The sequence below is a fragment of the Mesorhizobium sp. L-8-3 genome, assembly GCF_016756615.1.
Lineage (GTDB): Bacteria > Pseudomonadota > Alphaproteobacteria > Rhizobiales > Rhizobiaceae.
This window is the reverse complement of sequence record NZ_AP023262.1, coordinates 3,569,969-3,584,560: the sequence shown is the minus strand read 5'-3', so window position 1 is coordinate 3,584,560 and position 14,592 is coordinate 3,569,969. Positions and strand designations below refer to the sequence as shown.

Here is a 14,592-nt window from a genome sequence, read left to right as displayed (position 1 = left end):
TCCACAAGAACCACGCTCTTTTCCGGGTCTGCCCCATCGCGGGACTGTAACCCCCGGTTCGGCGCCGCGCGCCCGAACCGCGGGCGAAACCATCTTACGACCTGAACGTTTTCCGGGCTGACGCCCAAGATCGTTCGCAGCGCGCCTCCATCACAGCAGAATCAAACGCCCATGGCGCCGATCGACGGCCCGGGGCAAGCACAGGACTATTCACACATGACTGCCAAATCCCGGCGCAAGCCGGCAATCACCATTTCGCGAACCGAGCACGAGCGCCTTCTGGCGCTGGCGACCGCGCTGGCAGAACGCAATGCCGAACTCTCCGAGATCATGTTCACCGAGCTCGACAGGGCACGGGTCGTCGCCGACGGCAGCGTGGGCAACGCCGTGGTGCGCATCGGCTCGCAGGTGACCTACCAGCCCGACGCCGACACGCCGCGCACCGTCACTCTCGTCTATCCAGGCGACGCCGACATCGACCAGGGCAAGATCTCGGTCGTGACGCCGGTCGGCATAGCCCTGATCGGCCTCTCCACGGGCCAGTCCATCAGCTGGACGGCGCGAGACGGCCGCAAGCACGAGCTCATTGTTATCGAGGTTCGCCAGCCGACCGAGGCGGCACTGCCGTGAACCGTCTCCTTCTCCATGCGGGAAGCCTGATCACGGGATAGTCGCCCCTGCGGACCACGCCGAAACACTCGGCGCCGCAGGGGGCAACCTGATCAGGACAATCTTGCGACCGGCAGCCGCTGCGATGGGCTGCCGCTGGAGATCGACATGTTGGAACGCTGCCTTCTCACCACGAAGGATTTCACCATCCTTGAAGTCATGCTCGACCGGCGCTTGCGCTCGGACGCGGCGCTGGTGCCGCTGATCCGCAGGAAGCTCGACAATGCCGTTGTCGTGTTCCGCGACGACATTCCCGCCGACGTCGTCACGCTCAACAGCCGCGTGAGGTACCGCATCGGCGCGCGGGAACCGGAGACCAGGATCGTCAGCCATGACGAACTGCGCGGGCTGGTCGGCTTCACCCTGCCGATCACCCATCCGCGCGGGCTCGCCTTGCTCGGCCTCGGCATTGGCGGGTCGATCACGATCCCCACGGCCGGCGGCGGAACGGAAACGCTCCATGTCGAAAAGGTGCTGTTCCAGCCGGAAGGGGCGGGACGGGCGCTCGACAGCTCGCGGCGGGCAGGACGCAAGCTGCGGCTGGTCTATGACGCGGATGCGCTACCGAGCGCCATGGTGACGGCGGATCCAGGGGATGGCCCCTGCCCCGACGATCCGGGACCGGCCGCGGCCTGACCATGCGCGACCGTGCGGTTCGGACGCCGCGAGGGGGAATCGGCATGGGCGCTCGTCATGACCGCGCCCTGCCACCCCACTCCGCCATGGGGATGGCCGCCGAACATCGCGCAGGAACGATGCCGGCACTACAAGCCTTTCAAATCCTTGATGAGCGCGAACAGATGCAACGGATCAGTGGGCGATTCCACGAAATCGAACCGCTGATAGAAGGAGCGCGCCTGTTCGTTCTTGGCATGAACCGCGATAGCCCTGATGCCGACGATGTCCGCGGCTTGCAACGTGCGTAGAACGGCGTCGCGCAGCAGACCCGCGCCGATACCCCTGCCCTGCCAACCGACGCTGACGCCAAGGCGGGCCAAAAGCATCACGGGCACCGGATGGCGCGCAAGGCCCATGGTCAGACGATCCGGCGCGTCACCGTAGCCGACCTCGCCAACGACCAGGGTATGAAAGCCTATAACGGCGTCATCGGCCAACCCCACATAGGTTTGCGAAGCGTTGGCCTGCTGATTGGGCAGCGCGAAACGGACAAGGAACCGGTTCAGCAGTTCCTCGCCGCAATCAAACGCATCGACGGCATGGCGACGATGGAGTTTTTCAATGCGGAACTCCGTCACGAAGGGCTGTCGCCGGAGAAGATGCTCGGCTCGTTCAGCAGATTGCGCAGGTGCGGCATGTCGCGCGGCGGCGCATCGAGGGCTGCGATGAAAGTTTCCCACTGTTCGGGGTTGAGCAAGAACACACGGCGGTCGGCCAGCGCCTCCTCGGCACGGCCGAGAGCGCTTTTGAGCACGAAGTCAGTCAGTGAACGGCGCTCGGCCTGCGCGGCGGCGGCCAGCACACGTTTCGCCTCGGGGGTCAGGCGGATATCGAGTTTTTCGGTGCGGGTCGTGCGTGGAGCCATAACTATTCCCTCTTGGCTTCAGCCTACCACATCGCGCCAGACATTGTCATGACAGTTCTTTGCAGCCGGGCGCCGTAGGCCGGAAGCTCCATGAACCGAGGTTGCGGCCATACTGCGAAGGGAATCTGCTGCACATCTGAGAACGCTGACGGGCACCTTATCCTGCTGCACCCATCGGAGACATCATGCCCAACGACAAAGCGCGGCGCATCGCAAGACACGCAGCGCTTCGCAGGCTTTCGAAATCGAAGGGTCAGAACAGCCCTTCGATGAAGCCCTGCTCGTTGAGGAAGATCTTCTCCGACGACGGCGCCTTGGGCAAGCCGGGCATGGTCATGATCTCACCGCAGATCGCCACGATGAACCCGGCACCCGCAGACAGCCGGACTTCGCGCACCGGCACGACGTGGCCTGTCGGCGCGCCGCGCAGGTTGGGATCGGTCGAGAAGGAATACTGCGTCTTGGCCATGCAGACCGGCAGCTTGCCGTAGCCCTGCTGCTCCCAGGCATGAAGCTGATCGCGCACGCTCTTGTCGGCGATCGCTTCCGATCCGCGATAGATGCGCTTGACGATGGTATCGATCTTGTCGAACAGTTTCATGTCGTCCGGGTAGAGCGGGGCGAACTGCGAGGCTCCGCCTTCTGCCAGAGCGACGACCTTGCGCGACAGCGCCTCGATGCCTTCGGATCCCCTGGCCCAGTGCTGGCACAGGATCGCCTCCTCGCCGGAAGCCGCGACGAAATCCTTGATGGCCTGGAGCTCGGCGTCGGTGTCGGAGATGAAGTGGTTGATCGCCACCACCGCCGGCACTCCGAACTGCTTCACATTCTCGATATGACGGCCGAGATTGGCGCAGCCCTTCCGGACCGCCTCGACATTCTCCTTGCCGAGTTCCTCCTTCTTCACGCCGCCATGCATCTTCATGGCCCTGACGGTGGCCACGATCACCGCGGCCGCCGGCTTCAGGCCGGCCTTGCGGCACTTGATGTCGAAGAATTTCTCGGCGCCCAGATCGGCGCCGAAACCGGCCTCCGTCACCACATAATCGGCGAGCTTCAGCGCCGTCGTGGTGGCGACCACCGAATTGCAGCCATGGGCGATGTTGGCAAAGGGGCCGCCATGCACGAAGGCCGGATTGTTCTCCAGCGTCTGGACCAGATTGGGCTGCATGGCGTCCTTCAGCAGCACCGCCATCGCGCCGTCCGCCTTGAGGTCGCGGGCATAGACGGGCGATTTGTCGCGCCGGTAGGCCACGATGATGTCGCCCAGCCGCCTCTGCAGGTCCTTGAGGTCGGTCGACAGGCACAGGATCGCCATCACCTCGGACGCCACGGTGATGTCGAAACCGGCCTCGCGCGGATAGCCGTTGGCGACGCCGCCCAGCGAACTGATGATCTCGCGCAGCGCCCGGTCGTTCATGTCCATCACCCGGCGCCAGGTGACGCGGCGCGTGTCGATGCCGAGCTCGTTGCCCCAATAGATGTGGTTATCGATGAGCGCCGACAGAAGATTGTGCGCCGTTGTGATGGCATGGAAGTCGCCGGTGAAATGGAGGTTCATATCCTCCATCGGCACGACCTGGGCATAGCCGCCGCCAGCGGCACCGCCCTTGACGCCGAAGTTCGGGCCGAGCGAGGCCTCGCGGATGCAGACGACCGCCTTCTTGCCGATACGGTTCAGCCCGTCGCCGAGGCCGACGGTTGTCGTCGTCTTGCCCTCGCCGGCCGGCGTCGGGTTGATCGCCGTCACCAGGATCAGCTTGCCCGATCTGTTTTCCTGCACCGAGCGGATGAATTCGGCCGACACCTTCGCCTTGTCGTGGCCGTAAGGCAGAAGATGCTCGGACGGGATACCGAGCTTTGCGCCGACCTCCATGATCGGCTTCTTCTTTGCGGCGCGCGCGATCTCGATGTCGGATTTTACGTCGGCCATGCGGCTCCCCCGAAATTCGGTTGTGGCGTGAAGCGGCGGATCGTCCGCCTGGGTTCCGGCGCGCATAGAAGCGCGAGAGGCCTCCGCCCCGCCGTCTCAAAACAGCCGCCCGATGCGCGAAAAGCGACAGCGGCCGTCATATTCCTCGCCGGCACCAACGGACAGTTGCGCGTGGAGCGGCGCCGCCTTCAGGCTGAAGCCGGACGCGGTTCGGCTACGGTCCCAGCCGCCTTTACCTGTCGAGCACCGAGCGGATCTCGACGATCTGCGAACGCGCCCTGAGAAGGTTGAATCCCATCGTGGCCAGATGCGAGGGAAAGATGAAGCTCGATTCGTTGCCGTTGGAGATGATCCAGGGCTGCATGTTGAGCGCATCGCGCATCTGCGTCTGCATCGTATCCCACAGCGCGGTCAGATTGCGCTCGCGAATGATCCCGGAAAAATCAAACCGGGTGGCCTGGAGAATGCCGTAATAGGCATAGAGTTGGCCATAAGCGAACCAGAAGCGGTCATCGGCGCGGGGGTCGAACCAGCCGGCATCGGATGCGTCTATCTGTCCACGCAGAATGTCGGTGGTAGAGCCCATGTCGCCGGCGATGCGGTCGAGGAACTGCAGCAGATTGTCGGCGCGAGCGTCGAATGTCGCCTGGCATTTTTCGAGGCTGACGTTGAAGGCGTTCAGTCGTCCGATGGCTTCGCGATAGACGCTGGGCGTCGGACGAGTCGGACCGCGCAGGCCGATATACCAGGCGGTCTCGTCCCAGGCCAGCGCGGTGCGCGCATCCTGAAGGTTCTGATCGATCCGCGACGTGCCGCGTGTGCGGCCGAGTGTATCGACGAGCTCTGTCGTCGTGCGCCGCATGACCTGGTTGATCCCCAACTGGAACGCCGCCTTGTTGTCGAAGAAAGGAGTGTTGCGCCAGGGAACTCCGAAAAAGCCGAGCTTCGAAACCAGCATGGACGAGATCCAGGCGTTCTGGTTGACGTTGAAGTCGACCAGGAAAGCCGAGACGGCTGCGATCTCGGAGCGCTTGCAGCTCTGCGGCGCGGCCTGCGCCGTGGCGCCACCGGTATCGTTCGAAGCAGTGCCCTGGCCGCCGGCCGCGGCCGAGATCGGATCGCCGGCCAGCACATTGGCTGCCTGGGGCGCGACGGCGTCCTGCGAAGTCCTGGTCGGATAGTCCGGATCGAAATCGTTCCAGAACTGCGTGACGTAGAAGAAATAGCCGTAGAGGCCGATGATCCACAGAACGATCAGGCCAACGATGCCCCTGAGGATCCAGCCTCGCTGCATGTACCAGCGGCCCAGCCACATGAAAGGCCAAAGGATGATGCCGATCACGAAGCCGATGCCACGGCCGATCCAGTGGAAGATCCGGGTGACGAAATTCACGATCGGGTCCAGCACGGCAGCTCCCCTCAAGACTCGGCACCACAGCGGCGCCCGAAGTTCATGCAATATTTCCTCGTGGCGTGGAAGCCGCGTTCAATCCTTGTCGGCCAGGCCGTAGAGGCGCCTGCGGAACGCCTCCTTGTCCTTGAGATAGGTTGACTTGAGGATATCGACGGCGTCCGCGCGCCAGACGTCGTTGGCGGTCTCATAGTCCGTGTAGAAGCCCTGCTTGTTGAAGACGTAACGCGAAACGAAATCCGAAGGCACGAAATCGGAGATCAGGCGGTTGGTCAGCCAGGCATCGGCATGGTCGGGCTTGGCGCGCACCACGAGGAAACGATGCTGAGGCAACACCTCCTCGACCCTCATATGTCCGAGCTGGGCGATCTCGCGCTTGGCGAGATTGAGGAATGGGAAATTGCCGTCGCGGTTGATCAGGTCGGCATGGCTATGGATCCAGGCCTGCAACCATACCTTGTCGGCCTTGCCGATGTCGCGATTGGGCTCGCTGCGATGGATCAGGTCGCGGATCACCATCTCGGCCCGATGCTCAAGATAGCCCGAGGTCTCGATCCACGAGGCGCGCGGCAGCTCGATCCGGCCGGTCGAGGCGAGGAAGCGGAACACCCGGTCCGCATCGCGGATCGACAGATAGCTCACCTGCCACGGCCGCGAACGGCGGAAGCCGGGCGCCGAGGGGTCGCCGATGACAGTCGTGATATCCGGGTCGATGAACACGTAGAGCCCACCGAAATGACTGGTCCAGAAGGCGTTGTGGCGGAAGATCACCTGGTCCGGCACCAGCGCGTTCTCGCGGATGTCGCCACATATCTTCGCCAGCTCGACCATGCGTTCCAACATGGCGTCGTCCCGCCACGCATCGGGCTCCTGCTTCAGCCGGTCGACCAGCGCGCCGAGTTCGGCGGCCTTGCCGACCACATCCTCGGCCGACAGCACTTTGAACTCCACCTGGTTGATCGACAGAAGATCCTCGACAATCTCCACCCGCTGAACGGAATCCTCGATCTCGCCGTAGATGACATCCTTGATCGTCAGCGCGTCAATCGTCCGGCTGTTGCGGGAGAAGAATTCATAGACGAGCTGCGAGGTATTGGAAAAAGCCGTGTGCACGACAGGCAGATCGATCTGCGCCGGTGTGAGGATGATGAAGCGCCGGTTGATCTCGCCGGGGTCGAGGTAGTTGAAGTCGCCAAGTTCCTCGGCCACCTGTGGGGAGAACCCGGTGCGGTCGATGTCGAAGGCCTCCAGCCTGGTCGGCTTCAGCCCGAAGGCCTTGAGCGCCTTGTTGTAGCGCTCGATCAGATGCGGCTCCTCGATGCGCAGCAGCCGCCCGTAGATCAGCTCGTTGTCGCGCAGGAGGTCCATCAGTTGAACCCTGCCTCGCTCGCGGGACGCCTGTCCTTCTCCCCGTTTACGGGGAGAAGGGAGCTATCATCACGCATTCCACAGCCCCTTCGCCTTGAGTTCCTCGATCTCCTTGACCGCGCGCTCCCGAAGCCTCGCGTCGCGGACCAGCTTCGACACTGCCGCGTCGTCGGACCGGTCGGAATAGCGGAACTCCGAATCGGCGTACCGGTTGATCTCCTGCATCACCATGTCCATCGAGAAGGGCCCGCGCAGTTCCTCGACCATGGCTTTCTTCTCGTCATAGGGCTTGTGCATGAATGTTTCGGGCCTCTCGAACCAGTCGTCGGGAAGCTCGATGTCCATGGCCCGCATCTTGATCGCATCGGTGACGTTCTTGATGGCGCGGCCGGTGAAGCGCGGCTCGGCCTGCTTGATCATGTGGAGATAGGCGCCGACATCGGCCAGCGTCCTCGGCTCGCCCTTCTCTTTCATGAAGCGGTCATGGACCTTCATGAGCCCATCCTCCTGCGGCCTGGCGTGACCTTCATAGGCCTCGGCCACCGCTCTCTGGATCTGCTGGGCTGCATAGAGGTCGTGCTCGCCCAGCGGAATCTTGTGGTTCTTGCCGGCGAGCAGCACGAAGATGTCGATGTAGTCGTCCTCTGTCTGCGGTCCGTCGACCAGCCAGCGCGCGCCGGCCCGCTGGCGTAACGCGTCGTCGACATTCTCCGGGTAGTTGGAGAACATGCCGAAGGAGCAGTTGCCGCGGATCACGGTCATGGCACCCGAGAAGGCCGACATCAGCACGCCGGTGATTTCATGCTGGCCGGCGGATGCGCGATCGTCGGAACGCTTGGCCGCCACCTGATCGACGTCGTCGACCGTGCCGAAGCCGATCGCGCGCGGATTGAGCACATTGTCGATGAACTGCCGGCAGTTCTGCCCCGACTTGCCCTGATAGGACGATATCTGCTCGACGCCGAAATTCTCGTAGAAGAAGGGATAGGAGGCGACCTGGCAATAGTCGTTGACCAGCCCTGCGATCATCTGGATGAGCGTCGTCTTGCCCGTACCCGGCGCGCCGTCGCCGATGAAGGTGAACAGGAAGCCGCCAAGCTCTACGAACGGATTCATCTGACGGTCGAAGTCGTAGGCCATCAGCATCTTTGCAAGCTTGATCGACTGGTATTTGGCGATGTGGTTGCCGACGACCTCTTGCGGTTTCTTGAAGGTCATCGTCAGGGGCTTCGATTTCCTGCCCGGCGCGACGTCGAAGCCGTCGAGCGTGAAATCGTCGGCATCGATGCGGATATGCGTGTCCTCGAACGCGCCCAGCCCGTCGAACCGGCCCTTGCGCGTCAGCAGCCCGTCGATGGCGATACGGGCCAGAGTGCGCGTGCGCATCAGCAGGTCGGCGTCGTCCCTGGCGCCCGCCAGCACCCGGTCGAGCCCTGCGACCATCGATTTCACCGCATCCTGGGGCGTGTCGAACAGGAAATCCGGCTCGGCGATGTCGTTTGGCGGTTCGCCGTCGCTGTCGATCAACTGCAGGAGGTAGGCCGCAAGGCTGAAGGCCGCGACATAGCCGGAGGCCGAAAGCAACTTCTTGAAATGCGTCGCCTCCTCGCCCTCCAGCGGCGCCCGCGCGTTCCGCGCCTGCAGGCTTTCGAGGTCGCTGGAACGGACGAACACCTCCGCCACGGCGAGCGCGATCTGGATGCCCCGGCGGACCCGATAGAGCAATGTGTGCTGCGGGATCGACAGGAGCTGGTCGTCGGGCCGGATCGCTGCGACCGTCTTCGTCAGCTCGACCTCGCGCGTCTTGCGCACCGACCCTGTCGACACGGTCGAGACGAAGCGGCGCCCCGTGCCGGCGAGCGGCGTCGCGGACTGGCCGGAAGCATCCTCCAGCACGACCATGCGCGTGATGAGGCTCTGGGCCGTGGCGCGATGCTTTTCGATGTCGGCTTCGGGAATGGTCGTCAGGCCGGTGTCCATGCGTTCTCCCCAATCGCCTCACACATCCGAGATCACCTGTCCCTTCGACAGGATATGCACCTTGTATCCGGCAAAGACCTTCTCGGCCTCGCCGGCGGCATAGAGCGCCTGATAGGCCTCATGCGGCACCAGCGCATGCTTCTCGTAGGACGAGACGCCCTGTCGCGCCGCCTCGAGGTCGTCGGTGTTGATGTAGAATTCCTGGCTCGACTGCTCGCGGGAGAACAGCCCTCTGCGCCCCGGCTTCTCGGCCTTGGAATAGACCTCCTGGATGGTCCAGGTCAGCAGCCAGGCGTTCTCAGCCTTGCGCACCTTGGACAGCACGTCCGCCACGGTGGAATTATGCTCCGTGATGCCGGCCGTATAGAACGGGCCCAGCACGACCCGGCGCAACTGCTTGGGATGCAGCGTCTCGAAATCCTTGTCGAGATTGACCGCTATGGTGGCGGGCGAAAGCGTGTAGGCCGAGTTCTTCTCGGTGAAGTCGTCGAAACGGTGGGCGAGATCAGGATTGAGCAAGCCGTCGACCGGCAGCAGGATCCTGACCGTCTTGTTGAACTTGCCTTCACGATCTACCAGTTGCGCCACCATCTCCTCGGAGGAATCCTCCACCGTCGCCATATAGATCAGCGGCAGATTGGCTGTGCCGTCGAACGTCGCCCAATGCACCAGATAGAAGGGCCGCTGGTTCTTGGGATTGACCGAAACCTTCGCGGTCTGGGCGAGCGTGAATGGGCCGAAGGCCTCGCCCTCCTTGACCGCCTCCAGATAGAGCCGCTCGGCCATGGACTTCTGGAGGGCCGACGGGAACGCCTTGTGGCGCAGGATGAAGTCGGCCATCTCGGCCCGGATCTCGTCGGGACGCGGGATCCCGGCCAGGCGCTCTGCCGCCGTCCGCCGGTCGTTCTCCAGCTCGAGCACGTTCTGAAAGACGGGAAAGCCGCTCTCGGCGCGCGAGATCCTGAAGCTTTCCATGAAACCGAGACGGTTGCGCCAGCAGGAGAACGAGCTCTCCAGCCGTCCTATGTATTCGGCGACGATCCGGGCGACGATGCCATGCTGGTAGAGCGGCGAGCGATCGTCGCGCATGAAGATATCGAGGCCGCTCAGCGCCGCCGCAATGGCATCGAAATAGCGCGTCGCCGCATCCGTTTCCGCGCTCATCGGCCGGACCTCGTACCGGTGCAGTCGGCGGGTAGGACGACGTGCCCAAGGTCGGATGAGAGGTACATCACACCTACCGTACCGCAATCATTCCTGAAATTTCGTCTCAGCTCTGCACATAGTCCGAAGCGTTGTGCTTGCGCAGCACTTCGTCGAAGCGCCGGGCAAAGGCCTCGTCGGCCAGCTTCTTGCGGCGCTGGATATCCCCGCTTGCGACCATGTTCTTCTCGTGCATCTCGAGCAGGTCGCCGATATGCTTCTGGGCGGCCGCACCGATACCCGCCATCGTCTCCTCGGCGGTGGTGTCGACCTTGCTGCCCAGCGTATTGATCTTGTGCGCGACATCCTGCTGGGCGGCGGTCTTAAGGCTGTCCTCGAGCGCCTTGTAGAGAACGATGCGCTGCTCGGTGTCGATGGTGAGCTTGTTGATCAGCGTATTCTGCGCCGCGATCTGATTGTTCAGCGAATCGACGAAGGTCTGGAACATCGACGTATAGCGTTCGAGCGTCTGGCTTTCGGCGAGCAGTTCCTGCTCTTTCGCCTGGCGTTCATTGTATTCCGTGGCGAGCTTGGACCGGTCGGCCTCCATCTGGGTCCGCTCGGTCTGGCTGGTCGACGCGGCTATCTTGTTCTCGATATCGAGCAGCATCGGGTTCAGCTCCTCGATGCGCTTTTGTGTGCCGGTAAGGTTCTCGATCGTTGCCTTGCGGCGCTCGATGACCTGCGCGAGGCTCGCTTCGGAGGTCTTGTAGCGGTCGTCGAGGATCTGCTTCTGCGCCTTCAGGATGCCGACGATGGTGTCGGACTTCGACAGCAACTCCTGCAGATTGCCGGCCAGCGACATGTTGCGCACGCGCTCCGTGCGCATGCGCTGCTTGCTCTGGTCCGAGAACATGCCGACAAAGGTCTCCCAGCCGGTGAAGCTCTTCATGCTCTCGAACTCGGCGCCAAAGACGTTGGTGGCGTCTTCCAGCCCGATGATCAGGTCGGCGATGTTGGCTTCCATCACCTTCTGCTGCTTGATGACGTCCTCGATACGGGCGTTCTCGATGTCGAAATCGGCCGAGCCGATCGTCTTGTCCGTCTTGGCGAACTGGTCGAGAAGGGTGCCGGACTGCTCGATCTTGGAGCGCATGTCCTGGACGACTTTCTTGGTCTTTTCGATCTCGGCATCAAATTTCTGCAAAGTCGCCATGGTGCCCTCCGGTTTCACCGCCACATCGGTTCGCGAATATATGTGGGGGATAAAGCGAATTAAAGACGAAACAACGACGTCATCGGCGGACGCGGAACTGTCCGATGGGCATGGAAAGCAGCCGTCGGCGGTCGGGCAAAGCCTCCACCCTTAACGATTCCTTTCATGTTTTCTTGAGGCTCATGGGCTAGCGACAGTGTGGGAGGATCGTGCTGCGCAAGGTGCCATGAAACTCGATTTCCCGACCCTTTATCTGGTCATCCTGCTCAACTCCCTGACACTGACCGTGATCTGGGGCGCCATCGTCTATGACTATCGGAACTTTCCGGCCGCCCGGCACTGGCTCGTCTCGTGCGTTCTCAGCACGCTCGGCGGCGGCTTGCTGGCCCTCCAGGGCGACGGCTTCAACTTTGCACTCGCCGCTTCGGGCAACGCACTCGTCATCTTCAGCTTCGGCCTCGTCTGGGTCGGGGTGAGACGCTTCTACGGCAAGGACGGCGGTCTGCTCACCAGTGCCGCGGTGGCGTTGGCGAGCGTCGTGGTGCTCGCCCTCGTCCGCGACAGCTCCGAGGCGCGCAATGTCGTCTATGCGACCGCCCAGATCACGCTTGTATCATTTGCCATGTTCCACCTCGCCTTCCGCGAGAAGCAGAGCCTCGGCACGATGGTGGCCGCACTGGCCATGCTCGCCGGGATCGTCGGCCAGGGCGCGGAGGCAGTGATGAACCTGATGCGCATCGCCGGATCCCTTTCCGACGAGGGATACTACAGCGTTGCCGCCATCTGCCTGCTCACCATCATATTCAGCGGCGTCGTCTGGAACTTCGGCTTCGTGCTGCTGGCCATCGACCGGCTGCGCAGCGATCTCGCTCTGCTCGCGGTCGTCGACGAGCTGACGGGCGTGCCGAACCGCCGCCGCTTCATGGAGAACGCGGCCATCGAGGAGAAGCGCGCGCGCCGCACCGGCCGGCCCTTTTCGATCCTCCTGCTCGACCTCGACAACTTCAAGTCCATCAATGACAGCTACGGCCATGCCGCGGGCGACGCCAGCCTGAAGCATTTTGTCGATCTGGCCGCGAAGAACCTCCCCGAAGTGGCCACCCTGGCGCGGCTCGGCGGCGACGAGTTCGGTGTGCTCCTGCCGGAAACCGGCGCGGGCGGCGCCGGCGCGCTTGCCAACGACCTCGTCCGCACCTTCAGGGCCGAAGGCTTCCACTGGAAGGGACAGCCGGTTCCCTTGACCGCCAGCATCGGCGTCGCCGAATGGTCCGGCGCGGAGAAGTCCGGCGTCGCAAGCGTCATCGAAAATGCCGATACCGCGCTCTATGAGACCAAGAAACGCGGCCGCAACGGCTATTCGGTGTTTCGCTCCGGCCAGCCGGGCGCGAAGTCGCCGGCCATATTGAGCGTGCTTCCGAAGTCATGAAACATCGGCCCGAACTTCTTGCAAAGCACGATCGCGACGCGCCTGGGGGCTATTGGCGGGCGAAGCCGATGAAGTCCTCCGGGGCGACCCGGCCCATCTCCTCCTCCCAGTGTCGGCGGCAGAGCGAAACATAGGCCTCCTTGCCGATCGACACCTGGGCGCCCTGCTTGGCGACCTTGCCGTCCGCGCCCAGCCGGACCACCATCGTCGCCTTGCGGCCGCAGCGGCAGATCGTACGCACCTCGCGCAGTTCGTCGGCGAGCGCCAGCAAGGCGTGTGAGCCGGAGAACAGCTTGCCTTGGAAATCGGTCCTGAGCCCATAACACATCACGGGGATCCCGAGCCGGTCGGCGACCCGGGCGAGCTGCCACACCTGCTCTTCCTCCAAAAACTGCGCTTCGTCGACGAAGACGCAGTGCACGGTCTCATGCTTCTGGCGCTCGGCGATCCGGGAAAACAGGTCGTCGCCGTCGCGAAACATCTCGGCCTCGGCCTCCAGGCCGATTCGCGAGGAGATGTAGCCCACCGTGTCGTCCTTCCGGTAATGGCCGGCCACGAACAGCATGGTCGTCATGCCCCGCTCCCGGTAGTTGTAGGAAGCCTGGAGGAGCATGGTCGTCTTGCCGGCGTCCATGGTGGCGTAGTGGAAATAGAGCTTGGCCATCCCCCCTTTAAGCGGATTGCCGTGACCGCCGGGAGAGGCGCCGCGGCGGCTTCCACACCAAATCTGGCTGACCCAAGGTCAAAAAGCGGCATTCTTGTCGCATCCTGCAAAGCACGCGGCGCGCTATGCGGCTTGAAACAATGACAAAATGGTGTTTGGCTCGTTGGACAAGGCGCAAGGAAATACTAGACGCCGGTCGCCGATGAACAATGGGAGATTATCGATGTCGCACATGAAAACCATCGCCGCGGGGCTCGGCCTGACGGCGCTCCTTGCGGCGGGACCAGCTTTCGCCGGAGATCCGGAAAGCTGCAGGACGGTGCGGCTCTCCGACGTGGGCTGGACCGACATCCAGGCTACGACGGGCGTGGCCTCGGTGCTCCTGACCGCGCTCGGCTACGAGCCGGAGGTCATCCAGCTCTCGGTTCCCGTCACCTACGCCTCGCTGAAGAACAACGATCTCGACGTCTTCCTCGGCAACTGGATGCCGTCGATGACCAACGACATCAAGGACTATGCCGCGGAGGGTTCGGTCGAGACCGTCGCCAAGAATCTCGACGGCGCGGGCTACGGGCTCGTCGTCCCCAACTATGTCGCCGAGGGCGGCGTCAAGACGCTCACGGACCTCGGCAAGTTCAAGGACAAGTTCGACGGCAAGATCTACGGCATCGAAGCAGGCAATGACGGCAACCGCATCATCCTCGACATGATCTCCAAGCCGGAGAACAACCTTACCGGCTTCGAGCTGGTGGAATCTTCCGAGGCCGGCATGCTGACCCAGGCCGAGCAATCGATGAAGGACAATGAGTGGATCGCCTTCCTCGGCTGGACCCCCCATCCGGTGATGGGCGAGATGAAGATCACCTATCTTGACGGCATGGGCGATTCCGGCTTCGGCGCCGCTACCGTCCACACCAATGTGCGCAAGGGCTATCTCACCGAATGCCCGAATGTCGGCAAGTTCATCGCCAACCTGAAGTTCGACCTGTCCATGGAGAACACCATGATGGACGCCATCCTCAAGGGCGGCGATGCCAACACGGTCGCCAGCGACTGGCTCAAGGCCCATCCGGATGCCGCCGCCCCCTGGCTCGAGGGTGTGACCACCTTCGACGGCGGCGATGCGGCGGCTGCTGTGAAGGCCGCGCTGGAGGGCTGATCCCGGCAGGCTCGCGCATAGCGTGACGACCAAGGGGCGGCCGGGTCGAACAGGCTGCCCCTTGTTTTTTGACATTCCGG

13 protein-coding genes are annotated in these 14,592 nt (G+C 63.1%); 4 read left to right on the top strand and 9 right to left on the bottom strand.

The window, feature by feature from the left end; genetic code table 11:
• The first annotated feature begins 216 nt into the window (after nt 1-216).
• Both rnk and JN302_RS16730 read left to right on the top strand, forming a co-directional pair.
• Nucleotides 217-630 carry a nucleoside diphosphate kinase regulator gene (gene rnk / locus JN302_RS16735; RefSeq protein WP_202333765.1) on the top strand — a complete coding sequence of 138 codons (414 nt, stop codon included), beginning with the start codon at nt 217-219 and terminating at the stop codon, nt 628-630.
• A gap of 147 nt (nt 631-777) precedes the next feature.
• Nucleotides 778-1,305, top strand: coding sequence for a nucleoside-diphosphate kinase (locus JN302_RS16730; protein ID WP_244743355.1), 528 nt, complete (start codon nt 778-780; stop codon nt 1,303-1,305).
• A gap of 128 nt (nt 1,306-1,433) precedes the next feature.
• On the opposite strand, the gene JN302_RS16725 is transcribed toward JN302_RS16730, so the two are convergent.
• From JN302_RS16725 to JN302_RS16690, 8 genes are all read right to left on the bottom strand, one after another.
• Nucleotides 1,434-1,925 (bottom strand): GNAT family N-acetyltransferase, encoded by a 492-nt coding sequence (locus JN302_RS16725; protein WP_202333764.1) that lies wholly within the window; start codon nt 1,923-1,925, stop codon nt 1,434-1,436.
• Complete coding sequence (locus JN302_RS16720; RefSeq protein WP_202333763.1) at nt 1,922-2,212, bottom strand: type II toxin-antitoxin system TacA family antitoxin; 291 nt, start codon at nt 2,210-2,212, stop codon at nt 1,922-1,924. The genes JN302_RS16725 and JN302_RS16720 overlap by 4 nt, the downstream gene beginning before the upstream one ends.
• Before the next feature lie 253 nt (nt 2,213-2,465).
• Entirely contained in the window at nt 2,466-4,145 is a 1,680-nt protein-coding gene (locus tag JN302_RS16715) for a formate--tetrahydrofolate ligase (RefSeq protein ID WP_202333762.1), read from the bottom strand.
• 232 nt (nt 4,146-4,377) lie between these two features.
• Nucleotides 4,378-5,553, bottom strand: a complete 1,176-nt coding sequence (locus tag JN302_RS16710; RefSeq protein WP_202333761.1) for a DUF2333 family protein — start codon at nt 5,551-5,553, stop codon at nt 4,378-4,380.
• A 78-nt stretch (nt 5,554-5,631) separates the two neighbouring features.
• Entirely contained in the window at nt 5,632-6,924 is a 1,293-nt protein-coding gene (locus JN302_RS16705; protein ID WP_202333760.1) for a DUF6638 family protein, read from the bottom strand.
• A 69-nt stretch (nt 6,925-6,993) separates the two neighbouring features.
• Entirely contained in the window at nt 6,994-8,904 is a 1,911-nt protein-coding gene (locus tag JN302_RS16700; RefSeq protein WP_202313530.1) for an AAA family ATPase, read from the bottom strand.
• 18 nt (nt 8,905-8,922) lie between these two features.
• Nucleotides 8,923-10,068 (bottom strand): hypothetical protein, encoded by a 1,146-nt coding sequence (locus JN302_RS16695; protein ID WP_202333759.1) that lies wholly within the window; start codon nt 10,066-10,068, stop codon nt 8,923-8,925.
• Between the two features lie 106 nt (nt 10,069-10,174).
• The gene (locus JN302_RS16690; RefSeq protein WP_202333757.1) at nt 10,175-11,263 is read right to left on the bottom strand and encodes a hypothetical protein; all 1,089 of its coding nucleotides are present in this window, start codon (nt 11,261-11,263) and stop codon (nt 10,175-10,177) included.
• 226 nt (nt 11,264-11,489) lie between these two features.
• Between JN302_RS16690 and JN302_RS16685 the strand changes: the two genes are divergently transcribed.
• Nucleotides 11,490-12,689 (top strand): GGDEF domain-containing protein, encoded by a 1,200-nt coding sequence (locus JN302_RS16685; protein ID WP_202333755.1) that lies wholly within the window; start codon nt 11,490-11,492, stop codon nt 12,687-12,689.
• A 49-nt stretch (nt 12,690-12,738) separates the two neighbouring features.
• Here JN302_RS16685 and JN302_RS16680 read toward each other — a convergent pair whose 3' ends face one another.
• Nucleotides 12,739-13,353 (bottom strand): thymidine kinase, encoded by a 615-nt coding sequence (locus JN302_RS16680; RefSeq protein WP_202313525.1) that lies wholly within the window; start codon nt 13,351-13,353, stop codon nt 12,739-12,741.
• 223 nt (nt 13,354-13,576) lie between these two features.
• Here JN302_RS16680 and choX point away from each other — a divergent pair, with 223 nt between their 5' ends.
• Nucleotides 13,577-14,512, top strand: coding sequence for a choline ABC transporter substrate-binding protein (gene choX / locus JN302_RS16675; RefSeq protein WP_202313523.1), 936 nt, complete (start codon nt 13,577-13,579; stop codon nt 14,510-14,512).
• The last annotated feature ends 80 nt before the right edge of the window (nt 14,513-14,592 follow it).

Coding starts and splice junctions, on each gene's coding strand:
- JN302_RS16715 (WP_202333762.1), bottom strand. CDS start 4,145: ATGGCCGACGTAAAATCCGACATCGAGATCGCGCGCGCCGCAAAGAAG.
- rnk (WP_202333765.1), top strand. CDS start 217: ATGACTGCCAAATCCCGGCGCAAGCCGGCAATCACCATTTCGCGAACC.
- JN302_RS16720 (WP_202333763.1), bottom strand. CDS start 2,212: ATGGCTCCACGCACGACCCGCACCGAAAAACTCGATATCCGCCTGACC.
- JN302_RS16730 (WP_244743355.1), top strand. CDS start 778: ATGTTGGAACGCTGCCTTCTCACCACGAAGGATTTCACCATCCTTGAA.
- JN302_RS16705 (WP_202333760.1), bottom strand. CDS start 6,924: ATGGACCTCCTGCGCGACAACGAGCTGATCTACGGGCGGCTGCTGCGC.
- JN302_RS16690 (WP_202333757.1), bottom strand. CDS start 11,263: ATGGCGACTTTGCAGAAATTTGATGCCGAGATCGAAAAGACCAAGAAA.
- JN302_RS16685 (WP_202333755.1), top strand. CDS start 11,490: ATGAAACTCGATTTCCCGACCCTTTATCTGGTCATCCTGCTCAACTCC.
- JN302_RS16700 (WP_202313530.1), bottom strand. CDS start 8,904: ATGGACACCGGCCTGACGACCATTCCCGAAGCCGACATCGAAAAGCAT.
- JN302_RS16695 (WP_202333759.1), bottom strand. CDS start 10,068: ATGAGCGCGGAAACGGATGCGGCGACGCGCTATTTCGATGCCATTGCG.
- JN302_RS16680 (WP_202313525.1), bottom strand. CDS start 13,353: ATGGCCAAGCTCTATTTCCACTACGCCACCATGGACGCCGGCAAGACG.
- choX (WP_202313523.1), top strand. CDS start 13,577: ATGTCGCACATGAAAACCATCGCCGCGGGGCTCGGCCTGACGGCGCTC.